Below are 13,010 nucleotides of genomic sequence, written 5' to 3'. Positions count from 1 at the left end.
AAGCACTGAAGACTGCTGACTGATGACTAGCTTTGTCTGCCGCCCTTGCCGCGCTTGGAAGCTTTGCGGCGGCGCCGGACGATTAAAGCGTCGCTGCGCTTGTTTTTGCGTCGAGTTTTTGCACCCAATGCTGGTTTACCCCAAGGAGTGACAGGCCCCGGACGTCCGATGGGAGCTCTGCCTTCGCCACCGCCGTGCGGGTGGTCTACCGGGTTCATGACACTACCGCGAACGGTTGGTCTGCGACCTTTCCAGCGGGTGCGGCCGGCTTTACCCAGGCTGATGTTTCTGGCGTCGGTGTTGCCGACTTGACCGATGGTGGCGTAGCAGTCGGCGCGGACTTTGCGCTGTTCGCCGGATGGCAGTTTGAGGGTGACGTAGCTACCTTCTTTTGCCATTAGCTGAGCGCTGGAGCCGGCGGAGCGAACGATTTGTCCGCCTTTTCCGGGTACTAGCTCGACGTTGTGGATGCTCGTACCGAGGGGAATGTTCTTCAGGGGGAGGGCGTTACCGATTTCGATCGGCGCGTCTGGGCCTGAGACAATTACTGTACCGACGTTTAAGTTGAGCGGGTGCAGGATGTACCGTTTTTCGCCGTCTTTGTAGAACAGGAGGGCGATGCGGGCGTTGCGATTGGGGTCGTATTCGATCGCCTTGACGGTAGCGGGAATGCTGTGTTTGTCGCGGCGGAAGTCGATGTCTCTATACAGCCGTTTGTGACCGCCTCCCCGGTGGCGACAGGTGATGACGCCTCGGTTGTTGCGGCCTTGTTTGGTGTGCTTATTGCTGGTTAGAGACTTTTCTGGCTCTGATCTGGTAATTTCAGCAAAGTCCGAGACGGTTTGTTCTCGGGTGCTGGAGGTATAAGGTCGGTAAGAACGGATGCCCATAATCGATCTATTTTAGATTTTGGATTTTGGATTTTGGATTTGACGTTTATCGATTTTAGATTTTAGGTTGAAGATTGGCGATGTTTGGTTAACTTACGAGTTTTCTGGTTCTAGAATTTCCACCAGTTAACCGCAATTTAAAATCTAAAATCTAAAATCTAAAATCCAAAATCGTCTAGACTTCTGGGAATAGGAGTTTGCGGATCGAGTCTCCGTCGGTCAGAGTTACGGTTGCTCGCTTGTAACAAGGTTTAAAGCCGACGAATTTGCCAACTCGACGCTTTTTACGCGGCGGGTTTTGGGTGTTGACGCCGATGACTTTGACCTTAAATAGTTCTTCGATTGCAGCTTTGATTTGAGGCTTCGTCGCTTTGGGGGCTACGTCAAATGTGAATTGATTTAATTCCATCATTCGGGTAGCTTTCTCGGTGAGAATCGGACGCTGGATCAAATCTGCGTAGTCGCGGGGGTCGATTTTACTCACCGTAAATCTCCTGAATTTTAGCTATGGCTGTAGATGTGACGATAATTTTGTCAGCCGCGAGAACGTCGTAAACATTCAGGGAGGTTGCCAAGATGACGTTTACTAATTCGATGTTGCGTCCTGATAAGTAGACGTTTGGTTGCGGTTCTGGCAAGATTAACAGAACTTTTGTATCGGGTTCGATGCCCCAGCGGGCGATCGCACTCAGCAATTCTTTGCTTTTCGGTCTCGGAAATTGCTCTGCAAATTCTTCAACCACAATGATGTCTTCGGTGCGACTTTGGAATGCTGTCCGCAAAGCGAGACGGCGTTCCTTTTTGTTCATTTTGACTTCAAAGTCTCTCGGTTTTGGCCCGAAGATGACACCGCCGCCCCGCCACAGCGGAGAACGGATAGAACCTGCTCTGGCTCGACCCGTGCCTTTTTGACGCCAAGGTTTGCGGCCACCGCCTCTGACTTCCGATCGAGTTTTGGTGCAAGCATTTCCTTGACGAGCGTTATTCAGTTGCCGCGTCAATGCTCTGTGAACGATGTGAGACGCATTTTCTTCTTTGGCTACGCGCAGTTCTAAAGTTGTTTCTCCAACTTCTTCACCTTGCCAATTTCGCACTACACAGTTAACCATATCTTTTGTCCTTTGTCTTTTGTTAGTTGTCTGTTGTTAGTTGTCTGTTGTCTGTTGTCTGTCGTCTGTTGTCTGTTCTCAGGTCTTAGTTTTCAGCTCTTAGTTTTCAGCTTTTAGTTCTTAGTTATTGCTTGCTACTAACGGCCAACCACTATCTACTGACTGCTGACTACTGACTACTTACTACTGACTAACGTCCTACTTTTTTCTCAGGCACAACATTGACTAAGGCGCCAGCTTTGCCGGGAACTGCTCCCTTAATTAGCAGCAAATTATGCTCTGTATCCACCCGGACAATTGTTAGTTTGCGGACGGTGACTTGAACGTTGCCCATACGTCCTGCCATTCTTTTCCCAGGATAAACGCGACCGGGAGTAGTTCCAGGTCCGATCGATCCAGGCTCGCGGTGGTTCTTGGAACCGTGAGACATTGGGCCTCGTTTAAAGTTGTGGCGCTTTTGAAAACCTGCAAAACCTTTACCGATGCTGGTACCGATGACATCTACTATTTGTCCCGGTGTAAAAGTATCTGCTTTTAGTTGTTGACCTAATTCAAAGGAACTGGTGTCTTCCAATCGGTATTCCTGCAAGTGGCGCAATGGATTCGCCCCCGACTTGGCAAGGTGTCCTAGTTCTGGCTTGTTGAGAGCCTTTGGTTTGACTTCGTTGTATCCAACTTGAACGGCACCGTAGCCGTCAGTTTGTTTTGTTTTGATTTGAGTTACTGTACAAGGCCCTGCTTGTATGACGGTGACGGGGATGGCTCTCCCTTCGGCGTCAAACACTTGAGTCATGCCTAGTTTAGTGCCAAGAATGCCTACAGACACGGATTTTCTTCCTTTTATTTACGCAAGAGGTTTCGGATTGCGAAATTTACGTCAATCCGCTTGCTCTTGTGCAGAAACATTTATTTCAATGTTCCTGCAATTAACTGTTATCAACCAACAGCCTTCCTCGGTGTTTAAAATTTGAGTTTTAAATTTGGGAGCGAGCTTGTGGAAGTCTTGCAAGGGTTGAGATTCGCGGCTTTTTACCGGCTAGATCTCCGAGTTTTGTCTCGGTCTTGCTTGTTTGTGCCAGGACTTGAGCAGCAAACCACTCAGTATCCTTTACGGCGACAATTCACAATAGTACATGAAGTGTTTGCCGTTTGTCAAGGCCGGGATGAGAATTTTTAGGCTCAACTTTAAGATTTATAATATTTCCAGCTCGCAAGCAGCGATCGACCAAATTTTGATACAGCAGGAAACACAAATTTATGGGACTGATTACGACGGGATCTGATCTGATTCGGGATTTGGAAAAGTCGGGGTCGCTGGCCCTGTACGTTCCTTTAGAGGGCGGATTTGAGGGGCGCTACCTCCGCAGGCTGAGGGCTGCGGGCTACGGTGCGTACACGATTTCGGCGCGGGGTTTGGGTGATTTGGCGATGTATTTAACGGGGGTTCACGGCGTGCGACCGCCACATTTGGGCAAGAAAACTACTGGCAACGAAGCGGCTGTGGGTTATACATACTACGTGCCACCGATGTTGAAAACTCAATTAGACAATTTGCCACCTAAAGCAAAAGGACTGGTGCTGTGGATTATTGAAGGGCAGATTTTGTCGAGTCAGGAGATTGAGTATTTGACTGTTTTGCCGACGTTAGAACCGCGAGTTAAAATAGCAGTGGAGATGGGGGGCGATCGAGCTTTTAGCTGGAAGCCACTTAAAGATGCTTTAGTTGCAGCTTAAATTCCGGTATTTGCGATCGCAAATCAACTAAAAAACGCAGCGAGCAACTAAAGCTCAACAGCTTCTGCTCGCTGGTTTTGATATTTTTGGAACTTAATTAACAGGAAAAATCTTATGCTTCAGAACCGCGATTATACCATCATTATTGACAAAAGCGGCAGTATGTACACAAAAGACCAAATGGGCGGTAAAACTCGGTGGGCGCTCATGCAAGAATCGACGATCGCATTAGCGAATAAATGCGAAGAACTTGATCCTGATGGCATAACAGTTTATGTGTTTTCCGGTCGCTTCAAGCGCTACGACAACGTAACATCAGCTAAAGTCGTGCAAATTTTCCAAGAAAATGAACCTTCGGGGACTACCAATTTAGCTGCTGTTCTGCAAGACGCTCTGAACAATTTTTTTCAGCGCAAAGCATCCGGTAAGACCAAGCAAAATGGGGAAACAATATTAGTGGTGACGGACGGGGAACCGGACGATCGCAAAGAAGTGATGAAAACGATTATAGAGGCTTCTCGGAAGCTCGATCGAGATGAAGAGTTGGCGATTTCTTTCATTCAAGTAGGAAATGCGCCGGAAGCTACTAAGTTTCTCAAGATATTGGATGACGAACTGCAAAGCGCCGGGGCTAAATTCGATATCGTTGATACTGTCACGATGGATGATATTGAAGGAATGACCCTGACAGAGGTATTGCTGAATGCAATAACTGATTGAGGAGGCGGGCGAAGTTCACGCGATTATATTTGGGCCAGTTAGCCCAGCAGCATTTTTTAGGGGGTTTAAGTTATGGAATCGATCGAGCGCCTGTTAGGTGAACTTAAGGCAGAGTATCAAGCATCTCAAAAAAATGCTGAGTTGAAAAGTCAGACACCAGTGCAAGCACAAGCGCCTGTACCACAAGCAGCAGTGCCGTCAAATCAAACATTTAAAACATCAGATATAAATTTGTATGCTAGTCCTTTGGATAAGGATTTAGCTCAAATTAAGGCTGAGTACGAAGCGCAAAATCAAGCTCATGCAGTCGCTTCACAGCAACCGCTTAAGCCTGAGCACGAAGCGCAAAATCAAGCTCAGGAAGTAGCTTCACTGGAACCGCGGCCCGCAGAAAAAGTCGCGGGGCCGCAGTTGGACGTACAAACGCACAGACAGAAAGTTAGGCAAGCTCAGGTTTGGCTGAAAAAGTTGGATAAAAATTCCGATGAGGGATATTGGTTCGATCAGTTTGCTTTTAAGTATTCTTCGAGGATAGATGCGGCGATCGACTATTTGCAAGCGGTGAATGAGTTTGATTGATTGAACTACACGGTATTCACAATTAGTCAGGACGTTTTTTGGTTAATTGCCATCTCTATTTGTTGTAAGGGTATGGCAGTGCTGTGTCTTTGCAAGACGTACAATAAATATCCTTTGTATCACGCGGTATTTAGGAAATAACTGTGCCGTATCCCTAGAAATTGCCAGCACATAAATATCATTTATAGGGACACAGCACAGTTATTTCCTGTGGCTGCGACAACCACGGGGAGGATTGAGCCTATACTAAATTTTTGGCCACAGATGTAGGATGCAATAAAAACAAAGCTGCCTTTTTTGCTGTATCTTCAGATAGCTGAATTTGTTTTAACTCAACAATACCTTCACTGATAAAAGTATCTCTCAAAGCAGCTTTTTCTCCGCTGTTAAAACTCGTTTCGTAAAACACTTCTCTAATTCCAGCGGCAATGACTAATTTCAAACAATAGATGCAGGGTTCTAAAGTGACGTAAATACTAGCCCCAGCAGTAGATATACCGTGTTTAGCAGCTTTAGCGATCGCATTTGCTTCCGCGTGAACCGCCCTTGATGGCAAAGTTTTGCTGGCGTCGCAACTACTCAAACCAGGATAGCAGAAGCCTTGAGCAGTACAGTGTGCCGAACCTGACGGCGAACCGTTGTAACCCGTTGCTAAAACTTGCCTGTTTTTAGCTATCACCGCGCCTACAGGAAAAGCCAAACAAGTCGATCGAGTAGCGGCCAATTTTGCTAACATTAAGAAGTATTCGTCCCAAGTCGGTCTTTCTTCTTCTAGATTCATTTTCTATCCTGAATGTATTGGTTGCTGGTTTTCAGACACTCGGCCGCCTTTTGCAATTCTATTCCCAAATAACCAATATGCTCGGGTTGGATGGCAGGGGAAGCCGCACAAATTTCTCGCACTAACTTGAGAGGGTTTTTTCCAGAATAACAGGTGACAACTTCGCCGCTGCCCGGGGTGGTTTGCGTGACTACTATCTGATTGTCGGCTACTTCAACTAAAAAATTGCCCGCTGCATCGAAAAAGTCTCGATCTTCGCAGATTTTAGCATATTGGGTTTGAATTAGTCGATCGGCATTTTCAAAGGTATCGTCATACAAGTGAGCCGATTGACTCAACGTTACCAACGGGCCCATTGTCAAATTATAATCGGAACGCCTCGCAATTTCATCGCGAATGTGCTGCTGCAAAGCCCGCAAACCCATTGCATTAGCCGGCCAAGCCGCAAACATATCGTTACTGCGGAGAGTTGCAGTTAGCGATATTTCATCATCTACAACTCGCACCCAAATGTGATTTAAACAAGGACTGCCGCTGTGCTGGTGGTCTGATGAACCGTCAGGCCTTCTGTTAATATTTCCGCCGGCATCCCATAAACTAATTACAGCACTTGCCGCGTCAATTTCCTTAATTAGTTTGGCAATAACTTCTTCAATTTGATCGCGTCCAAACCACGACCGCATCCGCTGTGCGTAGGTATATTTAATGCCTTCGCTATATGGGGCATCTTCGAGCATTTGCGGTTTGTACTGTTCGAGGAAATCGCGGTCGATTGGTAAGTAATTCGGTTCTGGAAAATAGAACTCCGCAGGTTCATCTGTAATCACTGCCATCAAGTCGATTAATTCTTGCCACTGTCCGTCGTAACCAGTCGGCCGCAGGGTGCCGGTGGTCTTAATTCGGTGGATGATTTTTACCCAAGTTTCGGCTATAGTTTTGCCTTCGATTCTATGTCCGTATTTCTGACCGGGGAGTACAGTCGGGACGATTTCGACTAACGGAAAAGTTACGGTTTCTCCCCAAGGTTCAACCACTGCTTTTTCGGAAAAAGACTTGACAAGAGTCACTGTTTCTGCTATATTTTTGGCTTCTTTCCATTCTATTGAATGACGCAATAGTTCTAAGGCTTCTGCTGCTATTTCAATATCAATGTAGCCAAATATTGAAGATTTAATTAGCCAACAATCTCTACCAGTATCGCTTTTGCCGGCTTCAAAGCCGTTGCGAAAAAAGTCTAGCAAGCAAGTTGCGGCACCGGAGTTGCGGTCTTCTTTGGTAGCGTTGAGAATTACTAAAAAGCGGACGTGGGGATTGCACAGCAAGTTTCTAATTAAGAAGTTGATGCCGCGAGTAGGAGAGTATAGTTGTCCGATGACAGCAAATTCATTGGGTTGTAATTTTTTGCCGTTAGCGCAGCCCTTGGAAAGGATCGCACTTTTTACTGTCCAGCCGCTGACAATGGCTGTTTGCCCCGTTCCGCAAATTAATTGATTTGGTTTGTATAGGGGTTTGTACTCAAATTTATTGACGAGATTTTTGGCTGTCATGGCTTACCGTTTTTTGCACCGCGTACTACTATATCAATACTGCAGAATCTTTGATAATTTTGTTTGAACAAATTCCTCAAGCCAACAATTCACTCACAGCTACGCTAAAACCTGCAAGCACACTTTGAGTGTTAACAACTTCATCGGCATTAAACAACCGCCAGCGTTGCCCTGCATTGACAAATATTAATCTAGCTTCAGGAAACAGCAACCAAACTTCTAAACATCCCGATTCCAAATATTCCTGAGCTTTGGCAAATAACTCTTCGCCACTATCTTCGGGAGAAGCAACTTCCGCTATCAAGGGAAAACTTTGGGAAAAGGCTGTAAAATTGCCTGATTGTGGCAGCAGTTCAGGAGTAATGTAAGCAACATCGGGACGGCGGCCCTGTTTGCTAGTGCGGCAAAGGACTTCTGTAAGAACTTCTCCTCCCTGTCCGCTGGAATGTTTGTAATTTCTCCAGGATGTAGATAATTTAGCTTGAGCGAGACCGTGCTTGAATGTCCTTCCTGTTTTCTCAACTAAGTTGCCGTCAACCCATTCCATTCTATCAGGAGGCTTGACTAAAAACTTTTCGAGAGATATGACTTTTTTATGCTCAGATTGTGCCAGAATTTCTGCTACATTTTCTAATTTTTGCGGTAGTTCTGGCTCTGAGTTTTGGTCGCCACTGTTTGGTATAATTATAGTAGCTGTCATGCTATAAACATCTCTTTAACGATTAGAATTGTACAATCGATCGCTCTCGATCGCATCTTTATGATCTTATGGAATTTGGTAGATTTTGTCTTTTCCACTTAGCCCGACAATTTATATATCATAGCAATTGACAAAGGTGACTTTCATGATTCTCTCAAACCGTTTTTCTGAAGCCCTCACCTATGCTGCCGAATTGCACGCTACCCAAGTTCGCAAAGGTTCTGGCGTTCCCTACATTGCCCATTTGTTGGGCACTGCTAGTATAGCTTTAGAATATGGGGCAAATGAAGATGAGGCGATCGCAGCTTTGCTTCACGATGCGATCGAAGATCAAGGTGGCGTCACCACCCGCGAAGCCATCCGCCGCCGCTTTGGTGATAGCGTCACAGCGATTGTAGATGGCTGTACCGACAGTGACGAGACGCCGAAACCGCCTTGGCGACAGCGAAAACAAGCTTATATCGATCGCATTTCTACAGCTTCTGGCTCTGTGAGATTAGTCTCGGCTGCTGATAAACTTTATAATGTTCGATCGATCCTGAAAGATTCCCGTCAATTAGGAGATACTGTTTGGGAACGCTTCAAAGGTGGCAAAGATGGTTCTCTCTGGTATTATCGTTCTTTAGTAGAAGCATTCCGCCAAACAGAGTTAACGCCTATAGTTGAAGAATTAGACCGCACAGTTTTAGAATTGGAACAGTTTTCTGAAGGCTGACGGCTGAAGGTAAAAAGCACTAATTATCAATTACCAATTACAATTAAAAAATGGCAAATGTTCGCTTAGAAAATATTACCCGACGCTACCAAAACGTCACCGCGATCGAAAACATCAGCTTCAAAATCCCGGACGGGGAATTTTGGGTATTAGTCGGGCCCTCCGGCTGCGGCAAATCCACAATTATGCGGACAATTGCAGGTTTAGAAACCGCAAGTTCCGGCAATCTTTACATCGGAGATAATTTAGTTAACAACATTCCTGCTAGACAGCGGGATGTAGCAATGGTGTTTCAAAATTACGCGCTTTATCCGCACATGACTGTCGGCGAAAATCTGGCTTTTGGATTGCGGATGCGGAATGTTGACCCGACTAAAATTCAAGAACGAGTCGAAACAGTAGCCCGATCGCTCTCGATCGACCACCTCCTCAAGCGCAAGCCCAAACAGTTATCAGGCGGACAGCAGCAGCGGGTAGCACTAGGAAGGGCGATCGCCCGCGAACCGAAAGTATTCCTTTTAGATGAACCGCTTTCTAACCTCGATGCTCAACTGCGAGACGACACTAGAGCAGAACTAAAACAACTGCATCAACGGCTAGGAATTACCACCGTTTACGTCACCCACGACCAAGTGGAAGCGATGACTTTAGCTGATAAGATTGTAGTCTTAAATGGGGGGAAAATTCAACAAATTGGAGACCCGCAAAGCATTTACGCCAAACCAGCTAACCGCATGGTTGCCACATTTTTAGGCAATCCCGCGATGAACATTTTTCCTGCAATTTATACTAACGAATCCTTTCAAGTGGGAAATCAATATTTACCCTGTCCGCCCTCGATTCAGAAAAAATTGCAGGCGAGAGAAGGACAAGGATTTGATTTGGGCATCCGTCCAGAAAATATAGAAATCTTTACGCCACAAACAGTAGAAGATGATGATTTGAAAACCGATGTTTGGGCACTAGAAAAAGTCCCCCTCGATCTAGAGGTAAAAGTAGTGGAACCTCTGGGGCGAGAAACTTTAATTCGGGCGAGTTTGCCGTTGTTGAGTGCTGAAACTACTGTACAGTTACAAATACCTGCGAGTGTTCGCTTGCGATCGGGCGATCGACTGACGGTACAGCTTGACTTCGATCGACTATTTATATTTGACCCTTCCACCGGGGAAGCGTTGTATCCTTAACTGGATTGAACAGGACTTACGCACGGGTAATCAGCCACCGGGGTTTTTTAGTCGCAGGGCCTAAGTCCTGTTCAATCTAAAATCTAACATCTAAAATAGACTGATCCTTCCTGTGGGAAAGTCTCGATTCGTAGTTACAAAAGTTTACACTTGACATTTATTAATTTACGCAGTAATGATACGATTAGTATTGGCACAACGGTAAAACGTCCCCCCAAAAGCTGATATTTCCTGAATCGGGGCGATCGCTACCCAGAAGGCAAGCATCTTTTCCCTAAGAAGCGGCTTGACGCCCCGACTGGGGAGCAATTAGCGAAGCAAAAACTCAGAAAAACGTTCTAGCGGCATTTTTAGATGAATCCCGACAACCTGCCTCAAATGCTGCAAACAGGATTTCACCTAACTTTAGGTGCAACTTCCTTTTTAATTGAGACATTGCAAGATCCTCTGAAGCGAGAAGAAAATCTTGACAAACTGAAGTCTGATTTGGGGTTACTCGCCGATGAGCTGCTGGAAAAAGGAGAAATGACTGAGCGAGAAGCCCGGAATTTTGTAGATACTATTTTCTCTCAACCGGGCGATCGGGAGAATGCAGACAGTGAATCTGTCTCGCCCAAGCAATCAGATGCAGCGACTGATGCTCCTCCCGAGTCGGTTGTACAGCCTAACGTAAAGCTAGAGATTCAAGAATTAACTGCACACATGGCAGCGCTGAGGGCCGAGTTGGAAAATTTGCGCGCCGAAAATTCCCAGTATTAAAGAATCAAGAGTCTTTAACACAGCCGGAGTTTACTTGCCAACTTAATTTAAGAGAACCAAAATTTAGTCATTGTCCCATTTTTCAGAACCTATCAGGTCGGCAATGCGATCGCGCAGCAAGAAGTCGCATTTTTCTAATTCGCACTCTACACAGGCCCATTCCCGAGGCGGAATGAATTGGCAAAGCGTGTATATAGGCTGTTGGCGGCTCAGTACGCCCTCGTGGACGAGGTGACGCGCTTCATCTTGGATCACATCTAAAGAGTATTGGATTTGGGGAATAGTGGAGTGAATCATAATGCGCCCTCAATGTTTTACTAAAAAATTTTATGGCCCTGGTAATAATATAGTCCAAACTTACGAATATGGAAGTTAAATTTTGTCCGTATCCAGCTATACAATTCACTGCCGTAAATAAAAATAAATTATACGAATTATCAATAAGTGATGAGATCTGTCTTAGGATGTGGAGAAGCAGCACATTTTCCCCACAAGCAGGCGGAGCTGCTGGAAAGCTGTATTCAGAACTTAGGAACCGCCGTCCAATTCCCGGTTTCTGGATGCTTTGCCACCAAAGGCAACATTTCCGGCGAGAAACCGGGTTGATGAATTTAACTCCTAACGCAGCAAGCAGCAATGGAAAGATTCAGCAGTCGGGCAACTCAAGCATTACCAGTTCCGTCAATGCCGAATAGCACTTCTAGAACGAGAGATTGCGCTGCCGGCATCTGCCCAAAACAAAATACATAAGGAATACTCGGAGGCAAGTGTGGCAAAAATTGCTCTAAAACGTAGGGACTGCCGTAAATTAACACAGCTTGCAGTTCTTCCGTTTTTAATAATTTCTTAAACCAATCTTGAGCTGCTTGGGTCAAACCAGCACTGCCTCGGAAGCAATTGCCACGAATGAAAATTTGCAGCAGTGTCGGAGAAAAATGCTCTGCACCTGTATTATCAGCGATCGCCCCTGTGCGATCGTCAATCAGTTGCAATTCGTAACCAAACTGTTCAGGAAGGGCGATCGCCGGAGTGTGGTTGCCCAAAAACTCGCACCCCAAAACATCATCTACAACAATCAAATTCCGCAAAAACTTGTTTTCTGGGGGTTTTGCAACCTGCAAAGGTAGATTGCCACCAAATTTCAAAGAATCTCGCAAAATATCGGCAGCAGTTGCCCTGGCATCAGGAGTTGCCAGCAAACTTAAGTCGATCGACTTGATCGATGTTGAATCTACTGCTTTTTCCTTTTCCTTTACTAACAAACCGACTTTAGCTTTAGCCGACCAAATCCGCTTGACAGATTCCTTAATTTGTGAAATTGGAATCCTCCCTTGAGTGACCGCTTCGCAGACAGCGAGAATCGCCCCTTCCGGGTCAAGCGGCATCAGCAAAACATCAGCACCAGCCTCAGCAGCCCAAACAGCAGCTTCATTAGCGCCGTACTTATTGGCGATCGCGCCCATCACCAAAGCATCCGTCACAATCAAACCTTCAAATCCCAACTCTTCTCGCAGCTTCCCAATCAAAATTTTGCGAGAAAGAGTAGCAGGAAACTCGGCATCCCAAGCTGGAATCAGCAAGTGAGCACTCATCACAGCATCGACCCCAGCAGCCATCCCCTCAACAAAAGGAGGCAACTCAACCTCAGCCAATCTCGCTGGCGAATGCGGCAAAACCGGCAATTCCAAGTGAGAATCAACCGCCGTGTCTCCGTGACCGGGAAAATGCTTAGCTGTGGTCAAAACCGGGTGTTGGCCTGCGCCGCGAATAAAAGCAGCGGCTAATTTCCCGACAATTTCCGGTGTCTCGCCAAAAGCGCGGACGTTAATCACGGGATTGTCGGGATTGTTGTTAACATCAACCACTGGTGCGAGAATCCAATTTAGACCGATCGCCCTAGCTTCGATCGCAGTGACAGCGCCCATTTGTTCAGCATATCGATCGGCTTTACCTGCATCGTGCCGCGCAATTTCAGCAATTGCCATCGGCGGCCCGAACCAAGTCGCCCCCGCGAACCGCTGGCCGACACCTTCTTCAATATCAGCAGCCAGCAGTAGCGGAAACTTAGCCCAAGACTGCAATTGGTGCGATCGAACTGCCAACTCCGCAGCACTTCCCCCGACCAAAATCACCCCGCCGACGCCCAACTTTTCCAGATAATAGCGGAGTTTGCTAGCAGTTGGTTCCCATTCGGGATAGCGAATTTGGTGGTCGAACAAGCAGCCAGAAGCGCGCACCACGAACATCTGGGCCACCAGTTCGGGTAAGGAAAGATTGTCAATCATGGGAAAT

At 46.4% G+C, this 13,010-nt stretch carries 16 protein-coding genes; 7 read left to right on the top strand and 9 right to left on the bottom strand.

The annotated features are described in order from the left end of the window. Positions 1-26: 26 nt before the first annotated feature. The 4 genes from rplB to rplC form a co-directional block, all read right to left on the bottom strand. Positions 27-890 carry a 50S ribosomal protein L2 gene (rplB, locus tag QUA90_RS04190; protein ID WP_333057787.1) on the bottom strand — a complete coding sequence of 288 codons (864 nt, stop codon included), beginning with the start codon at positions 888-890 and terminating at the stop codon, positions 27-29. A gap of 175 nt (positions 891-1,065) precedes the next feature. Beyond that, a complete protein-coding gene (locus QUA90_RS04185; RefSeq protein WP_006634999.1) occupies positions 1,066-1,374 on the bottom strand; it encodes a 50S ribosomal protein L23 in 309 nt (102 codons plus the stop codon). Beyond that, positions 1,367-1,999, bottom strand: a complete 633-nt coding sequence (rplD, locus tag QUA90_RS04180) for a 50S ribosomal protein L4 (protein ID WP_190657994.1) — start codon at positions 1,997-1,999, stop codon at positions 1,367-1,369. The genes QUA90_RS04185 and rplD overlap by 8 nt, the downstream gene beginning before the upstream one ends. A gap of 190 nt (positions 2,000-2,189) precedes the next feature. Next, complete coding sequence (gene rplC, locus QUA90_RS04175; RefSeq protein ID WP_333290964.1) at positions 2,190-2,825, bottom strand: 50S ribosomal protein L3; 636 nt, start codon at positions 2,823-2,825, stop codon at positions 2,190-2,192. Positions 2,826-3,256: 431 nt separating this feature from the next. Between rplC and QUA90_RS04170 the strand changes: the two genes are divergently transcribed. The 3 genes from QUA90_RS04170 to QUA90_RS04160 all read left to right on the top strand — a co-directional run bounded on the left by QUA90_RS04170 (position 3,257) and on the right by QUA90_RS04160 (position 5,032). Next, positions 3,257-3,733, top strand: a complete 477-nt coding sequence (locus QUA90_RS04170; protein ID WP_333290963.1) for an NAD(P)H-quinone oxidoreductase subunit N — start codon at positions 3,257-3,259, stop codon at positions 3,731-3,733. Positions 3,734-3,847: 114 nt separating this feature from the next. Then, positions 3,848-4,453: a VWA domain-containing protein gene (locus tag QUA90_RS04165; RefSeq protein WP_333290962.1), complete on the top strand. Its 606-nt coding sequence runs from the start codon at positions 3,848-3,850 to the stop codon at positions 4,451-4,453. Positions 4,454-4,525: 72 nt separating this feature from the next. Next, the gene (locus QUA90_RS04160; RefSeq protein WP_333443991.1) at positions 4,526-5,032 is read left to right on the top strand and encodes a salt stress protein, Slr1339 family; all 507 of its coding nucleotides are present in this window, start codon (positions 4,526-4,528) and stop codon (positions 5,030-5,032) included. Between the two features lie 241 nt (positions 5,033-5,273). Here QUA90_RS04160 and QUA90_RS04155 read toward each other — a convergent pair whose 3' ends face one another. From QUA90_RS04155 to QUA90_RS04145, 3 genes are all read right to left on the bottom strand, one after another. Next, positions 5,274-5,813 (bottom strand): dCMP deaminase family protein, encoded by a 540-nt coding sequence (locus QUA90_RS04155; RefSeq protein ID WP_333322855.1) that lies wholly within the window; start codon positions 5,811-5,813, stop codon positions 5,274-5,276. Continuing rightward, positions 5,810-7,360: a thymidylate synthase gene (locus QUA90_RS04150; protein WP_333322857.1), complete on the bottom strand. Its 1,551-nt coding sequence runs from the start codon at positions 7,358-7,360 to the stop codon at positions 5,810-5,812. The genes QUA90_RS04155 and QUA90_RS04150 overlap by 4 nt, the downstream gene beginning before the upstream one ends. A 76-nt stretch (positions 7,361-7,436) precedes the next feature. Then, positions 7,437-8,060, bottom strand: coding sequence for a Uma2 family endonuclease (locus QUA90_RS04145; protein WP_333322859.1), 624 nt, complete (start codon positions 8,058-8,060; stop codon positions 7,437-7,439). Positions 8,061-8,205: 145 nt separating this feature from the next. Between QUA90_RS04145 and QUA90_RS04140 the strand changes: the two genes are divergently transcribed. The 3 genes from QUA90_RS04140 to QUA90_RS04130 all read left to right on the top strand — a co-directional run bounded on the left by QUA90_RS04140 (position 8,206) and on the right by QUA90_RS04130 (position 10,718). Then, on the top strand, positions 8,206-8,775 hold the full coding sequence (locus QUA90_RS04140) for an HD domain-containing protein (protein ID WP_333443989.1): 570 nt from the start codon (positions 8,206-8,208) through the stop codon (positions 8,773-8,775). Between the two features lie 50 nt (positions 8,776-8,825). Further along, positions 8,826-9,959, top strand: a complete 1,134-nt coding sequence (locus QUA90_RS04135) for an ABC transporter ATP-binding protein (protein ID WP_333443987.1) — start codon at positions 8,826-8,828, stop codon at positions 9,957-9,959. Between the two features lie 354 nt (positions 9,960-10,313). Continuing rightward, the gene (locus QUA90_RS04130) at positions 10,314-10,718 is read left to right on the top strand and encodes a hypothetical protein (RefSeq protein ID WP_333443985.1); all 405 of its coding nucleotides are present in this window, start codon (positions 10,314-10,316) and stop codon (positions 10,716-10,718) included. Between the two features lie 63 nt (positions 10,719-10,781). Here the strand turns inward: QUA90_RS04130 and QUA90_RS04125 are convergent, their stop codons facing one another. Beyond that, a complete protein-coding gene (locus QUA90_RS04125; RefSeq protein ID WP_333057778.1) occupies positions 10,782-11,015 on the bottom strand; it encodes a DUF4327 family protein in 234 nt (77 codons plus the stop codon). A gap of 167 nt (positions 11,016-11,182) precedes the next feature. Between QUA90_RS04125 and QUA90_RS04120 the strand changes: the two genes are divergently transcribed. Beyond that, positions 11,183-11,413: a hypothetical protein gene (locus QUA90_RS04120; RefSeq protein ID WP_333443983.1), complete on the top strand. Its 231-nt coding sequence runs from the start codon at positions 11,183-11,185 to the stop codon at positions 11,411-11,413. On the opposite strand, the gene QUA90_RS04115 is transcribed toward QUA90_RS04120, so the two are convergent. Then, positions 11,381-13,003 (bottom strand): glycoside hydrolase family 3 N-terminal domain-containing protein, encoded by a 1,623-nt coding sequence (locus QUA90_RS04115; protein WP_333443980.1) that lies wholly within the window; start codon positions 13,001-13,003, stop codon positions 11,381-11,383. The two genes, QUA90_RS04120 and QUA90_RS04115, sit on opposite strands and share 33 nt — an antisense overlap. Positions 13,004-13,010 lie beyond the last annotated feature (7 nt).

The organism is Microcoleus sp. D3_18_C4 (genome assembly GCF_036702355.1).
GTDB lineage: Bacteria > Cyanobacteriota > Cyanobacteriia > Cyanobacteriales > Microcoleaceae > Microcoleus.
This window is presented reverse-complemented; position numbering and strand designations above follow the sequence as displayed.

Coding starts and splice junctions, on each gene's coding strand:
- rplB (WP_333057787.1), bottom strand. CDS start 890: ATGGGCATCCGTTCTTACCGACCTTATACCTCCAGCACCCGAGAACAA.
- rplD (WP_190657994.1), bottom strand. CDS start 1,999: ATGGTTAACTGTGTAGTGCGAAATTGGCAAGGTGAAGAAGTTGGAGAA.
- QUA90_RS04170 (WP_333290963.1), top strand. CDS start 3,257: ATGGGACTGATTACGACGGGATCTGATCTGATTCGGGATTTGGAAAAG.
- QUA90_RS04165 (WP_333290962.1), top strand. CDS start 3,848: ATGCTTCAGAACCGCGATTATACCATCATTATTGACAAAAGCGGCAGT.
- QUA90_RS04160 (WP_333443991.1), top strand. CDS start 4,526: ATGGAATCGATCGAGCGCCTGTTAGGTGAACTTAAGGCAGAGTATCAA.
- QUA90_RS04155 (WP_333322855.1), bottom strand. CDS start 5,813: ATGAATCTAGAAGAAGAAAGACCGACTTGGGACGAATACTTCTTAATG.
- QUA90_RS04150 (WP_333322857.1), bottom strand. CDS start 7,360: ATGACAGCCAAAAATCTCGTCAATAAATTTGAGTACAAACCCCTATAC.
- QUA90_RS04145 (WP_333322859.1), bottom strand. CDS start 8,060: ATGACAGCTACTATAATTATACCAAACAGTGGCGACCAAAACTCAGAG.
- QUA90_RS04140 (WP_333443989.1), top strand. CDS start 8,206: ATGATTCTCTCAAACCGTTTTTCTGAAGCCCTCACCTATGCTGCCGAA.
- QUA90_RS04135 (WP_333443987.1), top strand. CDS start 8,826: ATGGCAAATGTTCGCTTAGAAAATATTACCCGACGCTACCAAAACGTC.
- QUA90_RS04130 (WP_333443985.1), top strand. CDS start 10,314: ATGAATCCCGACAACCTGCCTCAAATGCTGCAAACAGGATTTCACCTA.
- QUA90_RS04125 (WP_333057778.1), bottom strand. CDS start 11,015: ATGATTCACTCCACTATTCCCCAAATCCAATACTCTTTAGATGTGATC.
- QUA90_RS04120 (WP_333443983.1), top strand. CDS start 11,183: ATGTGGAGAAGCAGCACATTTTCCCCACAAGCAGGCGGAGCTGCTGGA.
- QUA90_RS04115 (WP_333443980.1), bottom strand. CDS start 13,003: ATGATTGACAATCTTTCCTTACCCGAACTGGTGGCCCAGATGTTCGTG.